The 22,422-nt window shown below is 73.9% G+C and carries 20 protein-coding genes; 7 read left to right on the forward strand and 13 right to left on the reverse strand.

All coding sequences use genetic code 11. From position 1 onward, the window contains the following. Positions 1–3: 3 nt before the first annotated feature. Both G339_RS0105090 and G339_RS0105095 read right to left on the reverse strand, forming a co-directional pair. Positions 4–1,989 carry a vWA domain-containing protein gene (locus tag G339_RS0105090; protein ID WP_019629999.1) on the reverse strand — a complete coding sequence of 662 codons (1,986 nt, stop codon included), beginning with the start codon at positions 1,987–1,989 and terminating at the stop codon, positions 4–6. A gap of 39 nt (positions 1,990–2,028) precedes the next feature. Next, on the reverse strand, positions 2,029–3,438 hold the full coding sequence (locus tag G339_RS0105095) for a sigma 54-interacting transcriptional regulator (protein WP_026341148.1): 1,410 nt from the start codon (positions 3,436–3,438) through the stop codon (positions 2,029–2,031). A 157-nt stretch (positions 3,439–3,595) separates the two neighbouring features. On the opposite strand from G339_RS0105095, the gene G339_RS0105100 reads away from it, so the two are divergent. After that, positions 3,596–4,765, forward strand: a complete 1,170-nt coding sequence (locus G339_RS0105100; protein WP_019630001.1) for an FIST signal transduction protein — start codon at positions 3,596–3,598, stop codon at positions 4,763–4,765. Continuing rightward, entirely contained in the window at positions 4,762–5,709 is a 948-nt protein-coding gene (locus G339_RS0105105; RefSeq protein ID WP_019630002.1) for an ROK family protein, read from the forward strand. Before G339_RS0105100 ends, G339_RS0105105 begins: the two co-directional genes overlap by 4 nt. A 13-nt stretch (positions 5,710–5,722) precedes the next feature. On the opposite strand, the gene G339_RS0105110 is transcribed toward G339_RS0105105, so the two are convergent. Next, positions 5,723–6,814 (reverse strand): MFS transporter, encoded by a 1,092-nt coding sequence (locus tag G339_RS0105110; RefSeq protein ID WP_019630003.1) that lies wholly within the window; start codon positions 6,812–6,814, stop codon positions 5,723–5,725. Positions 6,815–7,286: 472 nt separating this feature from the next. Next, positions 7,287–7,523 (reverse strand): hypothetical protein, encoded by a 237-nt coding sequence (locus G339_RS0105115; protein ID WP_019630004.1) that lies wholly within the window; start codon positions 7,521–7,523, stop codon positions 7,287–7,289. Between the two features lie 415 nt (positions 7,524–7,938). Here G339_RS0105115 and ilvA point away from each other — a divergent pair, with 415 nt between their 5' ends. Continuing rightward, positions 7,939–9,162, forward strand: coding sequence for a threonine ammonia-lyase (gene ilvA / locus G339_RS0105120; protein ID WP_019630005.1), 1,224 nt, complete (start codon positions 7,939–7,941; stop codon positions 9,160–9,162). A gap of 34 nt (positions 9,163–9,196) precedes the next feature. Here ilvA and G339_RS0105125 read toward each other — a convergent pair whose 3' ends face one another. Next, positions 9,197–9,475: a hypothetical protein gene (locus G339_RS0105125; RefSeq protein ID WP_157407354.1), complete on the reverse strand. Its 279-nt coding sequence runs from the start codon at positions 9,473–9,475 to the stop codon at positions 9,197–9,199. Positions 9,476–9,587: 112 nt separating this feature from the next. Continuing rightward, positions 9,588–10,670 (reverse strand): quinone oxidoreductase family protein, encoded by a 1,083-nt coding sequence (locus G339_RS0105130; protein ID WP_019630007.1) that lies wholly within the window; start codon positions 10,668–10,670, stop codon positions 9,588–9,590. Positions 10,671–10,895: 225 nt separating this feature from the next. Between G339_RS0105130 and G339_RS0105135 the strand changes: the two genes are divergently transcribed. The 3 genes from G339_RS0105135 to G339_RS0105145 are packed head-to-tail and all read left to right on the forward strand — an operon-like array spanning position 10,896 to position 13,961. After that, positions 10,896–11,840, forward strand: coding sequence for a TAXI family TRAP transporter solute-binding subunit (locus G339_RS0105135; RefSeq protein ID WP_019630008.1), 945 nt, complete (start codon positions 10,896–10,898; stop codon positions 11,838–11,840). Between the two features lie 17 nt (positions 11,841–11,857). Beyond that, entirely contained in the window at positions 11,858–12,850 is a 993-nt protein-coding gene (locus tag G339_RS0105140; protein WP_019630009.1) for a hypothetical protein, read from the forward strand. A gap of 22 nt (positions 12,851–12,872) precedes the next feature. Next, positions 12,873–13,961: an alcohol dehydrogenase catalytic domain-containing protein gene (locus G339_RS0105145; protein WP_033322419.1), complete on the forward strand. Its 1,089-nt coding sequence runs from the start codon at positions 12,873–12,875 to the stop codon at positions 13,959–13,961. Positions 13,962–13,973: 12 nt separating this feature from the next. Here the strand turns inward: G339_RS0105145 and G339_RS0105150 are convergent, their stop codons facing one another. From G339_RS0105150 to hppD, 6 genes are all read right to left on the reverse strand, one after another. Next, a complete protein-coding gene (locus G339_RS0105150) occupies positions 13,974–14,693 on the reverse strand; it encodes a cellulose binding domain-containing protein (protein WP_026341149.1) in 720 nt (239 codons plus the stop codon). Between the two features lie 84 nt (positions 14,694–14,777). Continuing rightward, positions 14,778–16,202, reverse strand: a complete 1,425-nt coding sequence (locus G339_RS0105155) for a M1 family metallopeptidase (RefSeq protein WP_026341150.1) — start codon at positions 16,200–16,202, stop codon at positions 14,778–14,780. 88 nt (positions 16,203–16,290) lie between these two features. Next, positions 16,291–17,679, reverse strand: coding sequence for a M1 family metallopeptidase (locus G339_RS0105160; RefSeq protein WP_033322421.1), 1,389 nt, complete (start codon positions 17,677–17,679; stop codon positions 16,291–16,293). A 127-nt stretch (positions 17,680–17,806) separates the two neighbouring features. Then, complete coding sequence (locus G339_RS0105165) at positions 17,807–19,339, reverse strand: M1 family metallopeptidase (protein ID WP_019630013.1); 1,533 nt, start codon at positions 19,337–19,339, stop codon at positions 17,807–17,809. 63 nt (positions 19,340–19,402) lie between these two features. Then, entirely contained in the window at positions 19,403–19,999 is a 597-nt protein-coding gene (locus G339_RS32610) for a DUF4190 domain-containing protein (RefSeq protein ID WP_019630014.1), read from the reverse strand. Positions 20,000–20,080: 81 nt separating this feature from the next. Beyond that, positions 20,081–21,172 carry a 4-hydroxyphenylpyruvate dioxygenase gene (gene hppD / locus G339_RS0105175; RefSeq protein ID WP_019630015.1) on the reverse strand — a complete coding sequence of 364 codons (1,092 nt, stop codon included), beginning with the start codon at positions 21,170–21,172 and terminating at the stop codon, positions 20,081–20,083. Positions 21,173–21,290: 118 nt separating this feature from the next. On the opposite strand from hppD, the gene G339_RS0105180 reads away from it, so the two are divergent. Then, positions 21,291–21,767, forward strand: a complete 477-nt coding sequence (locus G339_RS0105180) for an Lrp/AsnC family transcriptional regulator (protein ID WP_019630016.1) — start codon at positions 21,291–21,293, stop codon at positions 21,765–21,767. Positions 21,768–21,829: 62 nt separating this feature from the next. On the opposite strand, the gene greA is transcribed toward G339_RS0105180, so the two are convergent. Continuing rightward, complete coding sequence (gene greA / locus G339_RS0105185; protein ID WP_019630017.1) at positions 21,830–22,327, reverse strand: transcription elongation factor GreA; 498 nt, start codon at positions 22,325–22,327, stop codon at positions 21,830–21,832. Positions 22,328–22,422 lie beyond the last annotated feature (95 nt).

Consider the following 22,422-nt stretch of genomic DNA (forward strand, 5'->3'; position numbering starts at 1 on the left):
AACCTAGCCTGCGGCGCGCCGCGCCCCCCACCGGCCGCCCCGCCGCACGCGCAGGTAGTCGCTGACGACGTATTCGCCGAGGCGGTCGGCGTCCGGCGCGAACACGCGGCCGCCGTTGCGGCGCGCGACCTCCTCCACGAACGACACGAGGCGGCGGTCGTCGGCGAGCATGAAGAAGTTCATGCCCGCGCCGCGCCGCGTCATCTTGTCGACCTCGGCCATCGTGAGGACGAGCGTGTCGGGGGACGGCGGGTAGTCGAACCGGGAGCGGCCGTCCGGGAGCAGGTGCGCGGTGGGTTCGCCGTCGGTGACGATGAGGACGATCGGCTCGAAGTCGGGGTGGCTGTCCAGGTGCCGTCCGGCGATCATCAGCGCGTGGTGGAGGTTGGTGCCCTGGACCATGTCCCAGTCGAGGGCGGCCATCTCGGCGGGGTGCAGGGTCCGCGCGTAGTTGGAGAACCCGATGATCTGGATGGCGTCCTGTGGATAACCGGTGGTGACGAGGGAGTGCAGCGCGAGCGCGGTCTGCTTGGCCACGGCCCACGTCCCGCGCAGGACCATCGAGTACGACAGGTCCACCAGCAGGCACACCGCCGCGCCCGCGCGCCGCTCGGTCTCCTGGACCTCGAAGTCGTCCACGGCGAGCTTCACCGGGCCGCCGGCGCGGTCCCCGGCGGTGCGGCGGATCGCGTTGGACACCGTCCGGACGACGTCGAGCGGCTGCTCGTCGCCGAACCGCCAGGGGCGCGTCGCGCCGGTCGGGTCGCCGGCCTTGCCCGCGTCGCGCTGGTCGTGGTCGCCCCGCCGACCGCCGTCGAGCCGCGCGAACACGCGGCGCAGCGCGGTCTCGCCGAGCCGCCGGACGGCCTTGGGCGTCAGCTCCAGCTTCCCGCCGCCGCGCCGCAGGTAGCCCTGGCGCTCCAGCTCGGCCTCGATGCGGCGCAGCGCGGCGAGGTCGTCCACGGCGGGGCGGCCGAGGGCGCGGCGGACCGCGTCCTCGTCGATGTCGTCGAGCCGCGCGCCGGGGTAGTCCTGCGCGAGCGCGGACTCCAGTTCGGCGAGGTCGGCCAGTTCGGCGAGCGCGGTCGTGGCGTCCCCGACGCCGAGCGGGGAGTCGCCGGTCATCCGCTCGGGGGTGCCCCAGCCGAGGTCGGGCCGCCGGGCGCGCAGCGCGTCCCCGAGGCGGGACATCTCCAGCGCGAGGCCCGCGTCCTGCATGACCTGGTCCATCAGGTCGGCCAGCTCGGCGCGCTGCTCGGGCGACAGGGACGCCATCAGGCGGTCCATCGCGGCGGCGCGGCGCGCGAGCGCGTCCACCAGTTCTTCGAGGTCGCGCGGGTTCTCGGGGAAGAAGTCGCCGTACTCCTCCATGAAGCGGGCGAAGTCCTCGGGGTTGTGCTCGCCGCGCGACTCCCGGTCGAGCATCCGGTTGAGCGCGGCCATCATGTCCTTGACGCGCTCCATCGCGCGGGGGTCCGGGTCGCGCATCGCGTCGCGGATGCCCTGGAACTGCGCGTCGAGGACGTCGCGGCGCAGCAGGTCCTTCAGCTTCTCGAACGTCGCGCGGGCCGCGTCGGACTTCCACCGGTAGTCCGAGAGCTGCCGGACGGCCTGCGCGGTGTCGTCCGGCAGCGCCGCCAGCTCGGCCTCGCGCAGCCGCGCGTCGTCGGACGGGTCGGGGAACAGCTCCGCGCGCTCCTGCCCGACCGCCGTGTCGAGCAGCGCCCGGACCTGCTCCAGCATCCCGTCCAGGCGGCCCCGGTCGCGGATCTCGCGGCGGCGCGCGCGGACCTCGCGCAGCAGGTCGTCCAGGCCGCGCCGCCCCGCCGCGCCGGGCAGGCCCCGGCGCAGCAGGTCGCGCAGCGCCTCGTCGGGGCGCGCGCCGTCCAGCACGGCGTCGCCGACCGCGTCGAGCGCGGACCGCACGTCGTACGGCGCGGCCAGCGGGTCCGGCCCGTCGTGGTACGCCCCGTAGCGGTAACGGCTCATGTGCGGCTCCCCGCGGTCGTCGGTGTGCGGTGTCCTGCGTCAGGTGCGGTAGGTGGCCGTCCCGTCCGGGCCGTCGCTGACGTCCTTGGAGAGCTGGCGGGTCAGGAACAGGCCCTCCAGCGCGAACTCGACGGCCGCCGCGGCCTGGCCGGGCGAGTCGCCGCCGAGGCCGAGGCGCTCCATCATCCGGCCGAGGCCCGGAACCGGGCCGACGCGGCGCAGCAGCTCCCCGGCCGGGACCAGCTCGCCGGACTCGACCTGCTCGCCGGACTCGAACCGGGCGCGCAGCCCGTCGAGGTCGGCGGCGCCCAGCGTCCGCCGGAACGTCTCGGCGACCGCGCGGCGCAGCAGGTGCTCCAGCACCTCCTGCTCGCGGCCCTCCTCGCTGACCTCGAACTCCACCTTGCCCATCAGCGACGGGACGACGGCGGGCAGGTCGCAGACGCGGGCGACCGCGCGCTCCTCGCCGGTCAGCGCGGCGCGGCGCACCGCCCCCGCCGCGACCGTCTCGGCCCCGGCGAGCGCGAACCGCGCCGACACCCCGGACCGCGCGTCGACGGCCGGGGACTCGCGGACGAGCCGGGTGAACCGCGCGACGATCTCGACCAGGTGGTCGGGCACCTCGGCGGGCGCGCCGCCGAGGTCGGCGAAGTCGGCCTCCTGGCGGATCAGCGCCAGCTCGGCGTCCAGCGCCAGCGGGTAGTGGGTGCGGATCTCCGCGCCGAAGCGGTCCTTGAGCGGGGTGATGATCCGGCCGCGGTTGGTGTAGTCCTCGGGGTTGGCGGACGCGACGAGCAGCACGTCCAGCGGCAGCCGCAGCGCGTAGCCGCGGATCTGGACGTCCCGCTCCTCCAGCACGTTCAGCAGCGACACCTGGATGCGCTCGGCGAGGTCGGGCAGCTCGTTGATCGCGAAGACGCCCCGGTTGGTGCGCGGCACCAGCCCGTAGTGGACGGTCTCGGGGTCGCCGAGCGTGCGGCCCTCGGCGACCTTCACCGGGTCGACGTCGCCGATGAGGTCGCCCACGGCGGTGTCGGGCGTCGCCAGCTTCTCGCCGAACCGGTCGTCGCGGTGCTTCCAGGAGACGGGCAGGTCGTCGCCCAGCTCGGCGGCGAGGCGGACGCAGCGCACGCAGACCGGCGCGTACGGGTGGTCGTTGATCTCGCAGCCCGCGACGACGGGCGTCCACTCGTCGAGCAGGCCGACGAGCGTGCGGATCAGCCGCGTCTTGCCCTGCCCGCGCTCGCCCAGCAGGACCAGGTCGTGCCCGGCGAGCAGGGCGCGTTCGAGGTGCGGGAGCACGGTGTCGTCGAACCCGACGATCCCGGGGAAGCGCGGCTCGCCGGACCGCAGCCGGGCGAGCAGGTTGTCGCGGATCTCCGCCTTCACCGACCGCTGGACGTGGCCGTCGGCGCGGAGCCGGCCGAGCGTGGTTGTGGTTGGGGACACGCGAACGACACTACGTCGCGGTCGCGGCGGATCGCACCCTTTCGTACGGGCGGTTCCGGACCCGCGCGGACGGGCTCGGGCGTGTTTGGGCGCAGGCGGCCCAGCGGGGAGACTAGGACGGTGAACGGGTTCCGGAGAGCACGCGGGGGAGGCGCCGATGGCGCGGTTCGGTGATGGGCTGGCCGTCGGGCCGGACCTCACGGCGGCGGCCGAGGTCGCGGTGCGGCAGGCGGTGGACGGCCTGGACGGGCCGCCCGACCTGCTGTTCGTGTTCGTCTCCGGCGGCGAGGACGCGGGCGGCGGCGACCGGGTCGCGGAAGCGGCGCGGCGCGCGGCGGCCGTCGCGGGCGCGCGCGTCGTGCTCGGGTGCAGCTCCGGCGGCGTCATCGGGGACGGGCGCGGCGTTGAGGGCGCGTCGGCGGTCAGCGCGTGGGCGGCGGTGCTGCCGGGCGCGCGGCTGGAGCCGTTCCGGCTGGAGACGCTGAAGGCCGAGGACCGGCTGATCGTCGTCGGGATGCCCGAGACGCGGGAGGACGACGTCGTCGGCGTGCTGCTCGCGGACCCGTACAGCTTCCCGGTGGACGCGTTCGTGGAGCGTTCCGCCGAGGCGCTGCCCGGCCTGCCGCTCGTCGGCGGGCTCGCGGACGGGGAGCGCGGCGAGGTCCGGCTGTTCTCCGGCGGCGAGGTGCTGGAGGACGGCGCGATCGGCGTCATCATCGGCGGACCGGTCACGGCGGCGACGGTCGTCAGCCAGGGCGCGCGGCCGATCGGCCCCGACATGGTCGTGACGCGCGCCGAGGAGAACGTGCTGTACGAGCTGGCGGGCGCGCCCGCGCTGGAGAAGCTGGAGGAGATCGTCCTGGACCTGTCCGACGCGGACCGCGAGCTGGCCACGCGGGGGCTGCTCATCGGCGTCGCGATGGACGAGTACGCCGACGAGCACGAGCGCGGCGACTTCCTCGTCCGCGGCGTCGTCGGCGCGGACACCGACGCGGGCGCGCTCGCGATCGGGGACGTCGTGGACGTCGGCCGGACCGTCCGCTTCCAGGTCCGCGACGCCGACGCCGCCGACCACGACCTGACCGCCCTGCTCGACCGGTTCGGCCTCGCCGTCGAGGGCGCGCTGCTGTTCTCCTGCAACGGGCGCGGCCGGGCGACGTTCGCCGACTCCGGGCACGACGCGCGGCTGCTCGGGCGCGCGTTCGCGGGCGCGGGCGTCGGCGGGTTCTTCGCGGCGGGCGAGATCGGGCCGGTCGGGGGGCGCAACCACGTCCACGGGTACACGGCGTCGATCCTGGCGTTCGGCGCGCCGGGGGAGGCCGAGTGAGCGGGCGGGGGAGCGGGCACGTCCTCGCCCTCGACGTCGGCGGCACGAAACTCGCCGCCGGGCTGGTCGACGAGTCCGGCGGGGTGGTGCGCGCGCTGCGCGCCGCGACGCCCGCCGGACGCTACGTCGAGGCCGAGGACCTGTGGCGCGCCCTCACCGAACTCCTCGACGCGGCGGCGGGCGACGCCGAGGTGACCGGCGTCGGCGTCGGCTGCGGCGGCCCGATGATCTGGCCGGACGGCGAGGTCTCGCCGCTCAACATCCCCGCGTGGCGGCGGTTCCCGCTGCGCGCCCGGCTCGCCGAGCGGTACGCGGGCCTGCCCGTGCGGCTGCACAACGACGCGGTGTGCGTCGCGGTGGCCGAGCACTGGCGCGGCGCGGCGCGCGGCCACCGCAACGTCCTCGGGATGGTCGTCTCGACGGGCGTCGGCGGCGGGCTGATCCTGGACGACCGGCTGGTCAACGGGTCCAGCGGCAACGCCGGGCACGTCGGGCACGTCACCGTCGACCCCGACGGGCCGCCGTGCGCCTGCGGCGGGCGCGGCTGCCTGGAGGCGGTCGCGCGCGGGCCCGCGCTCGTCGCGTGGGCGCAGGCGCACGGCTGGCGGACCGGCGCGGACGCCACCGGCGTCGACCTGGCGGCCGACGCGCGGCGCGGCGACCCGACCGCGCTGCGCGCGTTCCACCGGGCCGGCACCGCGCTCGGCACCGCCATCGCGTCGGTGACGCACGTGTGCGACCTCGACGTCGTCGCGCTCGGCGGCGGCATCGCCGAGGCCGGGCCGCCGCTGTTCGGGCCGCTGCGCGACGCGCTGCGCGCCCGCGCCCGGATGCCGTTCGCCGCCCGCGTCCAGGTGGGGCGGACGGCGTTCGGCGCCGCGTCCGGGCTGATCGGGGCGGCGGCCCTGGTCCTGGCCGGGGACCGGTACTGGGCCGAGCCCTGATCGGGGGCCGGTGTCACCGGTGCAGCGTGATGAACTGGCCGATCACCAGCGGGAAGAACATCGCGCCGCCGCTCGCGGCGAACATGCAGACCGAGTTCACCCTCCCGTTCATCGCCGCGTGCTGGTTGAGCATGTTGAACGCCGCGGGGAAGATCGGCGCCATCGACAGCCCGAACAGGAACGTCCACAGGGACACGAACATCGGCGTGGAGCCGAACAGCAGCAGCGCGCCGAGGGTCGCGCAGCACGCGGCCAGGCTCGCGGCCAGGATGCGCTCGGCCGGGGTCCGCCGCGCGACCGGCAGGGCCAGCAGCCGCCCGGTCGTCATCGCGACCCAGAAGATCGACGTGTAGTACGCCGCCGATCCCGACGAGTTCGTGATGCCCTGGTCCAGGGTGAACGAGGGCAGCCAGCCGGAGAACCCGATCTCCGCGCCCTCGTAGAAGAAGAACAGGACCGCGACCGCGATCACGAGCCTGCGGTGCTGGACGCGCCGCTCCGGCTCGATCGGCGGCTCGGGCCCGAGCGGCGCGGGCAGCGCGCGGATGCGGACGACCATCCACAGCGCGAGCGCGCTCACCGCCCAGTACGACAGGTGCAGCCCGCCGGTCCCGTTGATGGACTGGGCGATGAGGATCGGCATCAGCAGCGAGCCGAGCCCCGCGAAGAACTGGCCCGCGTTGACGTACGGGGCCGCGCCCTCGCCGCGCTGCCGGATCAGCAGCGTGTTCGCGGTGACGATCAGCACGGTCTTGGCCGTGCCGAGCGCCCACCAGGCGAAGACGAGCAGGACCGTCTCGCGCAGCATCGGCATCGCGGCGGTGACCGCCGCGAGCCCGGTCAGCGCGAGGATCGCCTGGGAGTGCGGGTCGACGCGGTCGAACACGCGGCCCGCGAGCAGCGCGCCGCACACCGCCCCGACCGAGTCCGCCGTGAACAGCACCGCCAGCGCGGTCGCCGACGAGCCGGTCGTGTCGGCGAGCACGGGGAGGGACGGTCCGAGCATCGCGGACACGACGCCCACCATGCCGAAGCACAGGAAGTAGGCGGCGGTGGTCGCCCGGCCCGCGGCGCCACCGATCTCTCTTTCTTCTGTTTCGAGCACACGGCCTCCATATCCGTCGCCTTCGGGCTCGGTCATCGGTCGCCGGCCGGTCATCGGCGGGTTTCCCGGTGATCCGTCGCGCCGCCGGGGCGGCGCCCGGGCGGCGGCGTCGCGGCGGCGGCGCGGACGGTGCGCGCGGCACCGTGCTCCGCGCCGCCCACGCGGGTGCGGGAGGAATGTGCGCGGTATTCCCGCCGGGTGGGGCGGTGGATTTCCCGGAATCGGCCGCCGCTTTCTGCGCGCGGGGGCCGTCCGGGCTCATCCGGGGTGTCGGGAACGGTGCGGCGCTCCGTGCGGGCACGGCGGCGCGCCATTCGCGCGCCGGTCTCGCGGCGGATTGCACGGGCGTTGTGGCACGTTCCATTTTCGCCGGGGGCGGGGTCCGGTGAGGCGCGGGCCGTCGCGGCGTGGACGGCCGCGCACCGGACGGACGGCGGCGGGAACGAGCCCCGCGCCGAATTCGGCAGAACGGTCATTCTTCCTCCTTCGGGGTGCTGACCGGGGCGTTCGCCCGGTCGCGGATCGGTCGCGCGGTGCTGGGGTCGGGATCGTGCGCGGGCGGGGCCGCCGGGACCGCGCCGTCGCGGCCGGTCCGCGCGCCGCCGTCCCGGTCGCGGCGGCGCGCGGACCGGTCCCCGCGCGGCCCGCGGCGCGGGGCGCGGGCGGCGGCGCGGCCCCCCGGGCGGCGGTGCGCTGATTTGGTCGGCAATGCCCTCCTTTTATGTGGGAAAAATTTCCCCCACTGAAACAAGGGTGGTACCGGCCGCCGGGTCAGGCAATGCCTTCGCCGTTGATTGACGGTGAGCAAATATTCACGGGAAATCGACGCGACCCTCACGCCGCCAGTGAGTACAGGGAATCCACCGGATTTCCCAGAGGGCGGCCGCGGGGTGAACCGGGACGCCTTGTCTCCCGGTGGCGGGGGCGCGGAAAAGGGGATCTGTGGTCGTGGGCGCCGCGGCGCCGCGCCGCCGTCCCCGAGTCGGGACGGGTCCGTGCCTTCGGTACGGAAAGCGAAATACCGTCCCGGCGGCGGAAAAGGCGATTGTCCGGACATTGATCCGCGCCCGGGAACGGGCCCGTCCGGCGGCCGCGCGGCGGGGGCCGCGTGGGAGGATCGGGGAATGGCACCAGTCTCCCTCGACGACGTAAGGGCGGCCCGGGAGCTGCTGCACGACGTCGTCGTCCCGACGCCGCTGCTGCACTCGCGCGCGCTGTCGGAGCTGATCGGCGGGCCCGTCTACCTCAAGTGCGAGAACCTGCAGCGCACCGGCTCGTTCAAGATCCGCGGCGCGTACCTGCGGATCGCCGGGCTGAGCGAGGCCGAGCGGGCGCGCGGCGTCGTCGCGGCGAGCGCCGGGAACCACGCGCAGGGCGTCGCCCTCGCCGCGTCGGTGCTCGGCTGCCACGCGACGGTGTTCATGCCGCGCGGCGCCCCGCTGCCCAAGATCGCGGCGACGCGCGGGTACGGCGCGGAGGTCCGCTTCCCCGGCCCGACCGTGGACGAGTGCCTGGTCGCGGCCGAGCGGCACGCCGCCGAGACCGGCGCGGTGTTCATCCACCCGTTCGACCACCCGGCGGTCGTGGCGGGGCAGGGGACGATCGGGCTGGAGATCGTCGAGCAGCTCCCCGGCGTCGCGACGATCCTCGGCGCGATCGGCGGCGGCGGGCTGATGTCGGGGATCGGCGCGGCGGTGTCGGCGCTGACGGCCGAGCGCGGCGGCCCGCCGGTCAAGATCGTCGGGGTGCAGGCCAAGCGGGCGGCGGCGTTCCCGCCGTCACTGGCGGCCGGGCGGCCGGTCCGCGTCGAGGTGCGGCCGACGATGGCGGACGGCATCGCGGTGGGCCGCCCCGGCGACCTCACCTACGACCTGGTCACCGACGTGGTGGACGCGGTCGTCACGGTCACCGAGGAGTCGCTGTCGCAGGCGCTGCTGATCTGCCTCGAACGCGCCAAGCAGGTCGTCGAGCCCGCGGGCGCGGCCGGGGTCGCGGCGCTGCTGGAGCACGCGTACGCGGTGCGGACCCCGGCGGTGGTGGTGCTGTCGGGCGGCAACATCGACCCGGTGCTGCTGGCGAAGGTGCTGCGGCACGGCCTGGCCGGGGCGGGGCGGTACCTGGTCGTCCGGTGCCGGCTGAAGGACAAGCCGGGCGCGCTCGTGACGCTGCTCGGGGACGTCGCCGACCTCGGCGTCAACGTCCTGGACGTGATGCACGAGCGCGTCGCCGCGCGGCTGCCCGTCGAGGAGGCCGAGGTCGTCATGCACCTGGAGACGCGCGGCAGCGACCACAGCGAGCAGGTCGTCGCGCACCTGCGCGCCCGGGGCTACACGGTCGCGACGCCCTGACGCGCGCACGCGGCGCGCGCCAGGGCGGACGTGCTCAGGCGCGCTTCCACCGCCAGCGGCCGTTGCTGTACTTCACGCACCGGTACCGCTTGTTCGTCTTGTACGCGTACCCGTACCGCTTGTGCGCGGCCTTGGGGCAGTACGAGCCGGGGGTGACGCACACCCAGTAGGACTTGTGCGCCTTCTTCTGCGCCTTGCACGTCTTGGCGACGGCGACCGTTCCGGTGTGGGCGGGCGCGGCGACCGCGGGGGCGGCGGCGCCGAGCGTCACGACTCCGGCCGTCGCGAGGGCGACGAGGGTTCTCCTGGGCAATGGCTCTCCTGGTCCTGCGGATTTCGTCGGGCCAGGTTTACCGGGGCGCGCGGCGCGGCGCGGGCCGTTGTCCGATGACGGACATGCCGTCAACGTCCCTGCTTCTCGGGCGTCACGGCTTGAGGACGACGCGGCCGACGAGGTCGGTGCTCTGCTCCAGCAGCGCGTGGGCCTTGGCGGCTTCGGCGAGGGGGAAGCGCGCGGCGATGCGGTTGGAGATGCGGCCGTGCGCGAGCAGGTCGAGGACGGCCAGGGCGTCGGCGTGCCGTGCGCCGCGCACGCCCACGACCGTCATCTCCAGCCGGGTGAAGTCGTTGACGGTGAACGGCGACGGGCCGGGCGGGACCTGCGCGCCGGACGCCGGGCACAGCGCGCCGCCGAGCCGCAGCGCGTCGATCGCGAGCCGCAGCAGCGTCGCGTTGCCGGTGTAGTCGACGGCGTGGCTGACGCCGTCCGTCCCCGACCAGGCGCGGATCGCCGCGACGGCCGCCTCCGGGTCCTCGGTGACGACGACCTCCTCCGCGCCGAGTTCGCGCAGTCCGTCGGCCTTGGCGGCGTGCCGGGTCGTGGCGACGACGCGCGCGCCCGCGAGCCGCGCCAGTCGGATCGTCGCCTCGCCCATCCCGCCGGACGCGCCGCAGACCAGCAGCGTGTCCCCGAGCCCGACGCGCAGCCGGTCGCGCAGCAGCCGGTGCGAGGTGCCGTACGGCCACAGCGTGACGGCGGCCTGCTCCAGGTCCACGTGGTCGGGGAGCGGGAACCACATCCGCTCGTCGCGCACGACGTGCTTGGCGTACGACCCGAACGACGCGTGGCCGGGCACGTCGATGCCCTTGGAGAGGTTGCCGAGGCCCCGGATCGTCTCCAGGCTGTCGGGGTTCTCGGGGTGGACGACGGCCGCGACGCGGTCGCCGGGGCGGAACCGGGTCACCGCCGCGCCGGTCGCGACGACGGTCCCCGCGCCCTCGCGGCCGAGCTGCTGGGGGAGGGGGAGCGCGCGGCGGCCGGGCAGGGTGATCCCCGACAGCAGTCCGGCGCGGTACTTGACGTCCCAGCCGGACACCGAGGCGGTGTCGATCTCGACGAGCACGTCGCCGGGGCCGACCTCCTCCAGCGGGTAGTCGTCGTAGACGAGGGCCTCGGGGCCGCCGGGCGTGTGGACGCGGACGGCCTTCGTGGTGGTGGGCAGGTCCACTGGAACCTCAACTCCCGTTATGTGGGACATGTGTCCTGCGTAACATACAGAGGTTCGCGCGCGCGCCCGCGAGGCGTGCCATTGGCCGGTCCGACCCGCTGTTCATCAGGTGTTTCGCAGCAAGGTATCCATGAGGGAACGCTTGCGATCCACGTCACTCCGAGCCTAGTCTGTCCTGTATTACACAATCTATGTCCTCTTATACGGGACTACAGGAGGCGTGTGGTGGCCCCCCGAGAGCCGAAGATCGAACGGTCCCTCACCCTGCACCTGCGCGGCGACTGGGGAGCGGCGAACCTGCACCGCATCTGCGGCTGGATCGCCCAGGAACTCGCGGACCGCTGCGGGCCCCACACCCGCATCGCGACGTGGAACAGCCGCGGCATGGCCGACGCCGTCCACGCCGTCGGCCGGGGCGAGGTCGACATCGCGATGACGACCCCCGCCGCGTTCGCGACCGCCGCCCTCGACGGGCGCGGCATCTACGCCGACGAGCACTACCCGGAGCTGCGCGCGCTCGGCGTCCTCCCGCAGCGCGACCGGCTCGTCGTCGCGGTCCGCCGCTCGTTCGGCGTGTCCACCTTCGCCGAGCTGCGCGCCGCCAAGCCCGCGCTGCGCGTCGCGACGTCGGTCAACGACGGCGGGAACCACGTCGGCCTGGCCGCGCACGCCGTCCTCGACCGCGCGGGCGCGGACATCGTCGGCTGGGGCGGGGAGTTCCTGTCCGACGAGCGGCCGTTCGAGTCGTTCGACCACGTGCTGGAGGGCCGCGCGGACGCGATCGTCCACGAGGCCGTCATGCTCCCGGCCTGGCAGCAGTTCGGCGCGGACATGAACTTCCTGGAGGTCGAGCCGGACGTCTTGGACTCGCTGTGGGCCGACTTCGCGTGGCCCGCGTCCGACGTCGCGGAGGGCTTCTTCCCCGGCGCGCCCGCGTTCCGGACGCTGGACTTCTCCGACTTCCTCGTCCTGACCCGCTCGGACCTGCCCGAGGACGTCGCGTACGCCGTCGCGTGGGTGCTCGGCGAGACCCGCGAGGTCATCGAGCGGCAGTACCGGCACATCCCGCCGGAGCGCAGCCCCGTCACGTATCCGCTGGACCCGGTCGCGATCGGCCGCACGCCGGTCCCGCTGCACCCGGGGGCCGCCGCCTACTTCGACCAGCTCTGACCCGAGGAGACCACGCAATGGGGACCGTCTGGGAAGACCTCGTCGTCACCGCCGAGGACGCCGGGTCGCCGCGCCGGATCGAGCGCGACGAGGACGCGCTGCTCGCGCCGCCGCACCCCGGCCCGATGAAGCTGTGGCGCGACCACGCGCCGCTGACCGTCGTCCACTTCCCGCAGGAGTACCGGGCGCAGCCGTTCGCGCCGCCGCGCGGCGTCTACGAGAGCGGCGCGCTGCGCGTCGAGTGGCAGACGATGGACAACCGGCAGCCCTTCTACCACCGCAACTGCGACGTGGACGAGATCGGCTTCCAGATCGCGGGCGAGCGCACCCTGATGACCGAGTGGGGCGTGCTGGAGCACAGCCCCGGCGACTTCGTGCGGCTGCCGCGCGGGCTCGCGCACGACAACTACGGGCGCAAGGACAGCCACCTGCTCTTCTACACGCCCGCGTCCGTCGCCGAGGAGCGGGAGCCCGAGCGGACGTCCGCGCCGGTCATGCCGCCGTTCCCCGGCTGGGAGGCGGGCGCGGTGAACGAGGCCGTGACGTCCTGCCTGGGCGCGGGCGGCCACGACACCGCCGTCTTCCCCATCGACGAGCGCGCGGTGCTCGACCAGGTCCACCGCGAGAAGGACCGGCTGCACGTCCTGCGCCCCGCCGACGGGTACGGCACCACCCCGCTGTACCGGTCGCCCGGGTTCCGCCTCGCCGTCGTCCGGCTCGCCGCGACCGACCCCGCCGAGCGGGCCGTCTACCGGCGCAACCTGGACACCGACGAGGTCCAGTACCAGGTCTCCGGGACGCGGACGCTCATCACCCAGCGCGGCGTCGCGGACCTCGGCCCCGGCGACTTCGTCCGTATTCCGCTCGGCGTCGCGTACACCTCGGTCGCCTCCGGCGACACCGAGCACATCCGCGTCCTGTCCTCCACCGAACTGCCGCAGGTCGCCGAGACCGCCCGGCACGCCGACCCCGCAACCCCCGACCGCGTCGCCGCCGCGCGCCGTGCCTGAGGAGAACGAGCCGTTGAACGAGATGCTGGCGGTGCGCGCGCACCGCGACTCCCTCGACCTGCACGTCGAGCGGATCGCCGTGCCCGAGCCGGGGCCGCAGGACGTGCTGGTCCGCGTCGCGTCGGCCGGACTCGCGCCCGGGATGATGCGGCTGCTGGAGATGGGCGCGTTCGGGCACCTGCCGACGACGCTCGGCCACGAGGCCGCCGGGACGGTCGCGGCGGTCGGTGACCAGGTCACCGGGTTCGAGGTCGGCGCGCGCGTGCGCGTCCACCCCAACCTCACCTGCCGGTCGTGCGAGTACTGCCGCACCGACCGGGAGATGATGTGCGCGCAGCAGGCGATGATGGGGCACGCCGCGTTCGCGCGGGTGCCGATGCCGCTGTACGACGAGTACCACGACGGCGGGCTCGCGGAGTACGTCCGCGCGCCGCAGTGGCTGGTGGACCCGCTGCCGGACCGGGTCAACTTCGACGTCGGCGCGAAGATCCACGACCTCGCGGACGCCGTCCGCGCGCTCAAGCTCGCGGACCTGGCGCCCGGCGCGACGATCGTCGTGAACGCGGCGACCGGCATGATGGGCACCGCGACGGTGAAGCTCGCGCCGTTCTTCGGCGTCGGGCGGCTGATCCTGGTCGGCCGGTCCGCCGCGCGGCTCGCGGACGTCGCCGCGATCAGCGCGCTGCCCGCCGAGACGGTCGCGACGGAGGACCTGCCGGACGACTGGGAGACCACCGGCGGCCTCACCCGGCGCATCCTCGAACTGGTGCCCGGCGGCGTCCACGCGGTGCTGGACTACGTGCCGACCGGCGTGATGCTGACGCAGGCGATGTCCGCGATGCGCACCGGCGGGTCGCTCGTCCACATGGGCGCGAACCGGACGCCGTTCGGGGTGCTGCCCGGCGACATGATGGTCCGCTGCTGGAAGTTCGTCGGCACGCGCGCCTGCACGCGCACCGACGCGCTGGAGGTGCTGTCGCTGCTCGGCTCGGGCGCGCTCAACGTGGACGACCTGGTCACGCACCGGTTCGCGCTGACCGACGTCCGCGAGGCCCTCACGGCGATGCAGACGCGCAGCGAACCGATGTGGATGACGGTGCTCCACCCCTGATCAGCCGCTGACTCAGCAGGGGCTCCCGTTCAGGGTGCAGGCGGAGGGCGGGCCGGGCCGGCCCTCCGCCTGGAAGCCGAGCGTCACCGCGTCGCCGGGGGCGAGGCCGCCGCCGGAGCCGGTGAGGCGGCCGCCCGCGTAGTCGGTGCCGACGCCGCCGAGCGACGCCCAGCCCGTCGTGATGCGCGTGCCGGGGAAGACGACGGTGAGCCGCCAGGACGGGACGGTCTCGTCGCCCCGGTTGACGACGGTGACCTGCCCGATGAAGCCCGAGTCCCAGCGCCGCCCGATCGCGTAGGTCGCGGCGAGCGCGCCGCCGGGCCGCTCGGGGCGGCCGTGGCGGTCGCCGGGCCGGGGGCGGTCGGTGCGGTCGGGGCGGTCGGTGCGCCGGGCGGAAGGTGTAGGGCCCGGCGTCCGGCTCGCGCTCGCGGAGGGCGTGGCGGACGGGCTGCGCGGCGGCACGCTGTCGGCGACGGTCGGCTCGGCGGACGGGACGGCGACCGGTTCGAGGACGCAGCCGTCCGCGCAGTCGCCCCCGCCGCCCGCCGCCGCCTCGTCGCCGCCGCCGAACAGCGCGTGCAGCCCGCCGACCGTCAGGCCGAACGCGGCGACCCCCGCGATGGTCGAGAGCAGCACGACCCGGCCGCGGCGGGGACCGTCGTCGGGGCGGCGGCGGCGTCCGGGCCGCCGCCGCCCGCCGCCGCGCCGTCCGCGTTCGGCGACTTCTTCCACGTGCGTCCCCCTGCTACCGCCGCGCCCCGCATGTCACGAAAGTGACGAAAATCTAGCAGGCCAGCGGCGGATCGCGAGGGATTTTCATAGTTTCGGCTTGCTCGGCGTGTAGAGCCACGTCGTGAAGAGACGGTCCAGGTCACGGCCCGAGATCCGCTCGGCGAACCGGATGAAGTCGGCCGTGGACGCGTTCCCGCCGCCGTACCGCGCGGGCCACTCCCTCAGCAGCCGGAAGAACGCCCGGTCGCCGATCGCCTCGCGCAGCGCCTGGAGCGTCATCGCTCCCCGGTCGTAGACGGTCGCGTCGAAGATCCCGTCGCGGCCCGGGTCGGCGGTCTTCGCGTTCCAGAGGTCGTCGTCGGCGGGCGTCGCGTAGACCTTGTCGAAGCTCTGCCGCACCGGGACGCCCTGGTACTTCTCCGCGTACAGCCACTCGGCGTACGTCGCGAAGCCCTCGTTCAGCCAGATGTCCGCCCACTTCGCGGGCGACACCGCGTCGCCGAACCACTGGTGCGCCAGCTCGTGCGCGAGCAGGTCCCCGGCCGGGATCGAGCCGGGGCGGCGGCCGAGGTCGTAGACCGGGCGGCCCTGCGTCTCCAGCGCGTACCCGACGCCCGCCTTCACGACGATCCCGCCCGTCGAGGCGAACGGGTAGCGGCCGAAGTTCGATTCCAGGAACGCCACGACGTCGGCGGTCTGGGTGTTGAACGCCTTCGCGTTCTCGGGCGTGATCGCCATCGCGCGGTCGGTCGCGGTGATGTTCGCGCGGCCCCGCGCCTTCGTGCGGACCACGTCGTACTTGCCGATCGCGATCATCGCCAGTTCGCTGGCCATCGGGCTGCGCATCGCCCAGCGCGTCGTCGTCAGGCCGTGCCGGGTCGCCGCGCCGAGCGGTTCGCCGTTCGCGAGCGTCGTCAGATCCTTCGGTGCGGTCAGCGTGAACGTGTACGTCGCCTTGTCGGCGGGGGTGTCGTTCACCGGGTAGACGGTCGCCGCGCCGGTCGGCTGGTTCAGCATGACGCCGCCGTCGGCGGTCGGCACCCAGCCGGACACGCCCAGCGCCGGGTCGTCCACGGTCTGCGGCACGCCCGCGTACGCGACGCGGACGCGGAAGCGGTGGTGCGCGCGCAGGCCCGAACGCGGCGTGATGCGGAGTTCCTGCGCGCCCGTCCGGTCCCACGTCGCGGCGCGGCCGTCCACAGTCAGGGACGAGATGCGCAGCGGGCCGAGGAAGTCCAGATCGAACCGGGACAGGTTCTGCGTCGCGGTCGCGTCGATCGTCGTGACGGCACGGATGCCCTTGGACGCCGGGTCGTACGCGAGGTCGACGTCGTAGTGCGCGACGTCGTACCCGCCGTTGCCCATGTCCGGGAAGTACGGGTCGCCCGCCCCCGGCGCGCCCGGCGTGAAACGCGTCACGGCGGCGCCCGCGGGCGCCGCCGTGACGGCGACGGCCGCGCCGACGCTCAGCGCCAGCGCGGCCGTCGATCGGAGAAATCTGCTGCTCATGCGCGGTCCGCCCTTGGAGAAGAGGTCGTTCCCCTCCAGGTTTTCCGGCGGACGCGCGGTGATCAAGCGCGGTTCGGTCTCGACTTCGTCAGGGCTTCGGCGGTTTCGCGGCGGTGAAGAGCCAGGCGTCGAACAGGCCGTCCAGGTCGGTGCCGGAGACGCGCTCGGCGAAGGCGATGAAGTCCTCGCTGGTGGCGTTGCGGTGCGCGAAGCGGGCGGGCCACTCGCGCAGGATGCGGAAGAACACCGCGTCGCCGACCTTCCTGCGCAGCGCGTGGAGCGTCATCGCGCCCCGGTCGTAGATCGCGAACTCGTCGAACATGCCCGCCTTGCCGGGCTCACCGGTCTTGATCTTCCACGCCGGGCTCGACGCGGGCTTGGCGTACAGCTTCGCGAAGCGGTCGTCGGACGTCTGCTTGCCGTGCTTCTCGCGCCACAGCCACTCCGCGTACGTCGCGAAGCCCTCGTTCAGCCAGATGTCCTTCCACCGCGCCACCGAGACGCTGTCGCCGAACCACTGGTGCGCCAGCTCGTGGACGAGCAGGATGTCGTTCGCCGGGTTCGGGTAGACGGGCCGGTTCTGGGTCTCCAACGCGTATCCGACGCCCACGTTGTCCACGACCCCGCCCGTCGAGTCGAACGGGAACCGGCCGAACAGCTTCGTCTCCCAGTCGGTGACGGCGGCCGTGTCGCGCTGGAAGTCGGCGGCCTTCACGCGCAGCGCCGGGTCGGCGGCCGTGATCGTCCGGACGCCGCCCGGCGAGCGCCCGTCGCGGACGTCGAACTTCCCGATCGCGACCAGCGCCAGGTAGGGGGCCATCGGCTGCGCCGTCCGCCACCGGTACGTCGTCGCCGCGCGGCGCTCGGCCGTCCCGACGGGCTCGCCGTTGGCGACGACGCGCAGGCCCTTCGGCACCGTGATCGCGTAGGAGAACCGCGCCTTGTCGGACGGGTGGTCGCTCACCGGGAACCACGTCGAGGACCCGGTCGGCTCGGACAGCGTCACCGCGCCGTCCTTCGTCGGAATCCAGCCCGTCTTGCCGAGTTCGGGGTCCTTGTCCGTCGCGGGCGCGCCCGTGTAGGCGACGGCGACCGTGAACCGCCGCCCCTTCGGCAGGCCGCGCGCGGGCGTGACGACGAGTTCGCCGCCGTCGCGGCGGAACGCGGCCTTCGCCCCGTCCACCGTCACCGACCGGACGGTGTTGCCCGTGAAGTCCAGGTCGAACCGCGACAGGTTCTGCGTCGCCGTCGCCGTCACGCGGGTCGTCGCGGCGATCCGGCGGCCCTTCGGCGTGTACGTCAGCGCGATGTCGTACGCGGCGACGTCGAACCCGCCGTTGCCCGCCTTCGGGAAGTACGGGTCGCCCGCGCCGGGCGCGCCCGGCGTGAACCCCGGTAACCCCGGGGACGCGCCGGACGGGGCGAGCGAGAGGGGCAGGAGCGCCGCCGCGACGGCGGCGGCGAGCGCGGAGTGCATCACCACGGGTTGCGGGCCTTTCCGTAGACCGCGCCCGGCTTGTCCGGAGCGCGGTCAACAGCGTGGCCACGCGGCTACCGGCCTGTCCCCGGCATCGGACGGTCTTTCCCGTTCCCTTGCCCGCCGATTAGGAGAGCTTGGGACGGCCCCGCTCGTAGAGCCAGGACTTGAAGAACCCGTCCAGATCCTTCCCGGAGATCTTCTCGGCCGTGGCGGTGAACTGCGCCGTGGTCGCGCTGCCGTGCCGGTGGTCCTGCGCCCACGTCCGCAGCAGGCGGAAGAACGCCTCGTCGCCGATCTTCAGCCGCAGCGCGTGCAGCGTCGCCGCGCCCCGGTCGTACACCGACCGGTCGAACATGCGGGTGCGGCCCGGGTTGCCCGGCGGGACGTCCCACAGCTCGGACGCGCCCACCGCGCCGTACACGTTTTCGAACTGCCGCTGCACCGTGGGGCCGCCGGCCTTCTCGTTCCACATCCACTCGGCGTACGTCGCGAAGCCCTCGTTCAGCCAGATGTCCTGCCAGCGCGTCAGCCCGACGCTGTCGCCGAACCACTGGTGCGCCAGCTCGTGCGCGACGATCGACTGCTGCAGCTCGAACGACCCGTACACCGGGCGCGTCTGTGTCTCCAGCGCGAAGCCCACCGACGCGTTGTCGATGATCCCGCCCGTCGAGGTGAACGGGTACGGGCCGAACCGCTTGCTCCACTCGTCGGTGACGGCCGCGTTGAGCGCGTGGAACGCCGACAGGTCCGCGCTCGGGACGGTCGGGTCCACCGCCGTGATCACCGGGATGCCGCCGGGCGTCTTACCGGTGCGCACCTGGAAGCGGCCGACGTCGACCGTCGCCAGGTACGTCTGCATCGGGTCGGTGACCTTCCACGTGGTCGTCGTCGGCCCGCGCCGGAACCCGGCGGGCACGACCCCCGGGCCGTCGCCGGGCGGGGTCGGCTCCCCGCCGGGCTGCTGCGGCAGGCCGGGCGTGCCGCCGCCGCTGCTGGTCACCGGGGTCGTCGGCTCGCCGTTGGCGAGGGCCGTCAGCCCCTCGGGCACCGTGATGACGAACTCGAACGTCGCCTTGTCGGACGGGTGGTCGTTGGACGGGAACCACGTGTGCGCCCCGCTCGGCTGGCACGCCACGAACACCCCGTCGGACGTCCGGACCCACCCGTACGTGCCGAGCACCGGGTCGCGGACGGCGCGCGGCGTGCCCGAGTACTTCACCGTCGTGACGAACGTCGCGCCCTTCTCCAGCGGCTTCGCCGGGCTGATCACCAGCTCGCTGCCGTCGCGGACGTTCCGCGCGGGCGCGCCGTCCACCGTCACCGCCGAGACGTCCAGGCCCGTCAGGTCCAGGTCGAAGCGGTTCATCCGCTCGGTGGCCTTCGCCGTGATCTCGGCGGTGGCGTCCAGCTCCTTCGCCGCACCGGGCGTGATGTTCAGCGTCAGCTTGTAGTGCTGGACGTCGTAGCCGCCGTTGCCGTCGCCCGGCGTGTACGGGTCGCCCACGGAGACCTGGCCGCCCGGCCCGGCCGCGACCTCCGGCGGCGGCTCGCTCGTCGTCGGGTCGTCCGCGACGATCCGGCAGCCGGGCAGCGCGGCGACGGCGAGGAGCGCGGCGGTCGCGGCGGCGCGGCGCTGCGCGCTTCGTGGGTTCGGCACGGGCCAAGCCTGCCCGGTACCCGACAGGCGCGGCAACTCGGGTGAACTACCGACGAACCGCCGCTAGTAGCCGCGGCCGTGGTGTCCCGTGCCGACGAAGATCAGCGACACGATCCAGTAGATGATCCAGCCGACGAGCGCGACGTAGCCGAGGATCAGCCCGGTCAGCGCCATGCCGCGCCCGCGCTGGCCCGTCGCGGCGATCTGCCGCAGCGACATGTGGCCGATGATCACGGCGGCCAGCGAGATGACACCGCAGGTGAACAGGCCGACGATGCCCGCGATGAGGCTCCAGATCGACAGCGTGTTCGTCCCGCCGCCCGGCCCGGAGCCGTACGGCGGCTGCTGGCCGTAGTACGGGTTGCCGTAGGGCGGCTGCTGCTCGCCGTACGCGCCGTACTGCGGCGGTTGCTGCTGCTCGCCGCCGTAGCCGCCCTGGTTCCAGCCGCCCTGACCGGGATCGGCCTGGCCCTGGCCCTGCTGCTGCCCCTGCTGGCCCTGCTGCCAGCCGCCGTACGGGTCGCGCCCGTACGGCGGCTCGCCGCCGGGCTTGGCCTGCGACGGCGGCAGCGGCTGCGGCGGCGGCTCCCCGCCCCCCTGCTCGCCGGGCCTCTGGCCGCCGGGTTCGCGGTCTCCGGAATCGTGCGGAGGTTGCGTCATGTCGCTAGAAGTCCCCCGCCGCGAATGCCCGGTGGCACCCGTTTAACAGGACTTTCGCCCCTGCTGGGGCAAAGGTTGCCCTCACAGGTTGCCGCGCGCCTCCTGCTCCCGCTCGATCGCCTCGAACAGCGCCTTGAAGTTGCCCTTCCCGAACCCGAGGGACCCGTGCCGCTCGATCAGCTCGTAGAAGACGGTCGGCCGGTCCTGGACGTTCGCGGTGAAGATCTGGAGCAGGTAGCCGTCCTCGTCGCGGTCCACGAGGATGCCACGCTTCTGCAGTTCCTCGACGGGCACCCGCACGTTCCCGATGCGCGCCCGCAGCTCCGGGTCCTCGTAGTAGGAGTCCGGCGTGCGCAGGAACTCCACGCCCGCCGCGCTCATCGCGTCCACCGACGCGACGATGTCGTTCGTCGCGAGCGCGATGTGCTGCACGCCCGGCCCGCCGTAGAACTCCAGGTACTCCTCGATCTGCGACTTGCGCGGACCGGTGGCGGGCTCGTTCAGCGGGAACTTCACCTTGCGCGTGCCGTCCGCGACGACCTTCGACATCAGCGCCGAGTACTCGGTCGCGATGTCGTCGCCCACGAACTCCGCCATGTCGGTGAAGCCCATGACGCGGTGGTAGAAGTCGGCCCACTCGTCCATCCGCTCGACGTTGCCGACGCAGTGGTCGATCGCCTGGAAGTACCGCTTCTCCGGCGGCGCGACGATCGGGTCCGCCGCGCGGAAGCCCGGCAGGTACGGCCCGTCGTACAGGGAGCGGTCGACGAGCGAGTGCCGCGTCTCGCCGTACGTCGCGATGGCCGCGACCGTCACCTTGCCGTGCTCGTCCTCCAGGACGTGCGGCTCCTCGATCCCCGTCGCGCCGTGCGCGAGCGCGTACCGGTAGGCGGCCACGGCGTCCGGCACCTCGATCGCCAGGTCCGTGACGCCGTCGCCGTGCGCGGCGACGTGCGCGCCGAGGGCCGTCCCGGCGCGCGTCGGCCCGCGGAAGACGAACCGGGCGCCGCCCGACTCCAGGACGTGGACCGCCTCGTCCGGGCTGCCGTTCTCCGGGCCGCGGTAGGCGACCCGGCGCATCCCGAAGGCGGTCGAGTAGTAGTGGGCGGCCTGCCGGGCGTTGCCGACCGCGAAGACGACGGCGTCCATGCCCTTCACCGGGAAGTCATCCATGACCTCAATGTCGACAACGGCCCGCAGAGTGCGCAAGAGTAGCCTGGATCACTGCGCAATCTGACCAGTGAAACGGCCGAAGCGCCGGACGTTCTGCACAGGATGAGCGAGGAGCAGCATGACCGCCCCCATCGACGCCCTCGACGCCCGGATCGTCGAGCTGTTCGCCGCCGAGCCCCGCGTCGGGGTGCTGGAGGCGTCCCGGCGGCTCGGCGTCGCGCGCGGCACCGTCCAGGCCCGGCTCGACCGGCTCGCGCGGACCGGCGTCGTCCGCGGCTACGGCCCGGAGATCGACCCGGCCGCGCTCGGCTACGCCGTCACCGCGTTCGTGACGCTCCAGCTCGCGCAGGGCGGCGGCCACGATCCCGTCGCGGCGCGGCTCGCGGCCGTCCCCGAGGTCATCGAGGCGCACACGATCACCGGGTCCGCCGACATGCTGTGCCGCGTCGTCGCGCGCAGCAACCGCGACCTGCAGCGCGTCATCGACATGATCGTGGACGTGCGGGGCGTCGAGCGGGCGTCCACCGTCATCTCGCTGGCCGACCAGATCCGGCACCGCACGCTCCCGCTCGTCCGCGCCGCCGCGCGCGGCTGAGACGACGCAGGGCCCGCCGTCCCGGGGGACGGCGGGCCCTGCGCGAGCCGCGGGGGCGGCGGTCAGCCGCCGACGTACGGGGTCGCGTCGATGATCTCGACGGTCATGCTGCGGCCGTTCGGCAGCGAGTAGGTGGCCTTGTCGCCGACCTTCTTGCCGTTGATGGCCGCGCCGAGCGGGGACTTGGGGGAGTAGACGTCGATCGGCCCGCTCTCCTCGCGCGACGCGAGCAGGAACGTGACCTCCTCGTCGTCGCCCTCGAACGCGACGGTGACCGTCATGCCCGGCCCGACCACGCCCTCGGCGCGCGGGGCCTCGCCGATCTTGGCGTTCTCGAGGATGCCCTGGAGCTGGAGGATGCGGCCCTCGATCTTGCCCTGCTCCTCCTTCGCCGCGTGGTAGCCGCCGTTCTCGCGGAGGTCGCCCTCTTCCCGAGCGGCCTCGATCTTCTTGGCGATCTCGGTACGGCCCGGGCCCGACAGGTGGTCCAGCTCGGCCTTGAGCCGGTCGTACGCCTCCTGGGTCAGCCAGGTGACGTTGTCAGCACGGGTCTCGGTCACGGGTACTCCTCATCACATGGTGCGATCGTCGCGCGCCCCGGGACGGGCGGGTTCCACAACGACATGAAGTGCGGCCGGGTGAAACCTCAAGCCTA

The organism is Actinomadura atramentaria DSM 43919 (assembly GCF_000381885.1).
In the GTDB taxonomy this organism is placed as follows: Bacteria; Actinomycetota; Actinomycetes; order Streptosporangiales; family Streptosporangiaceae; genus Spirillospora; species Spirillospora atramentaria.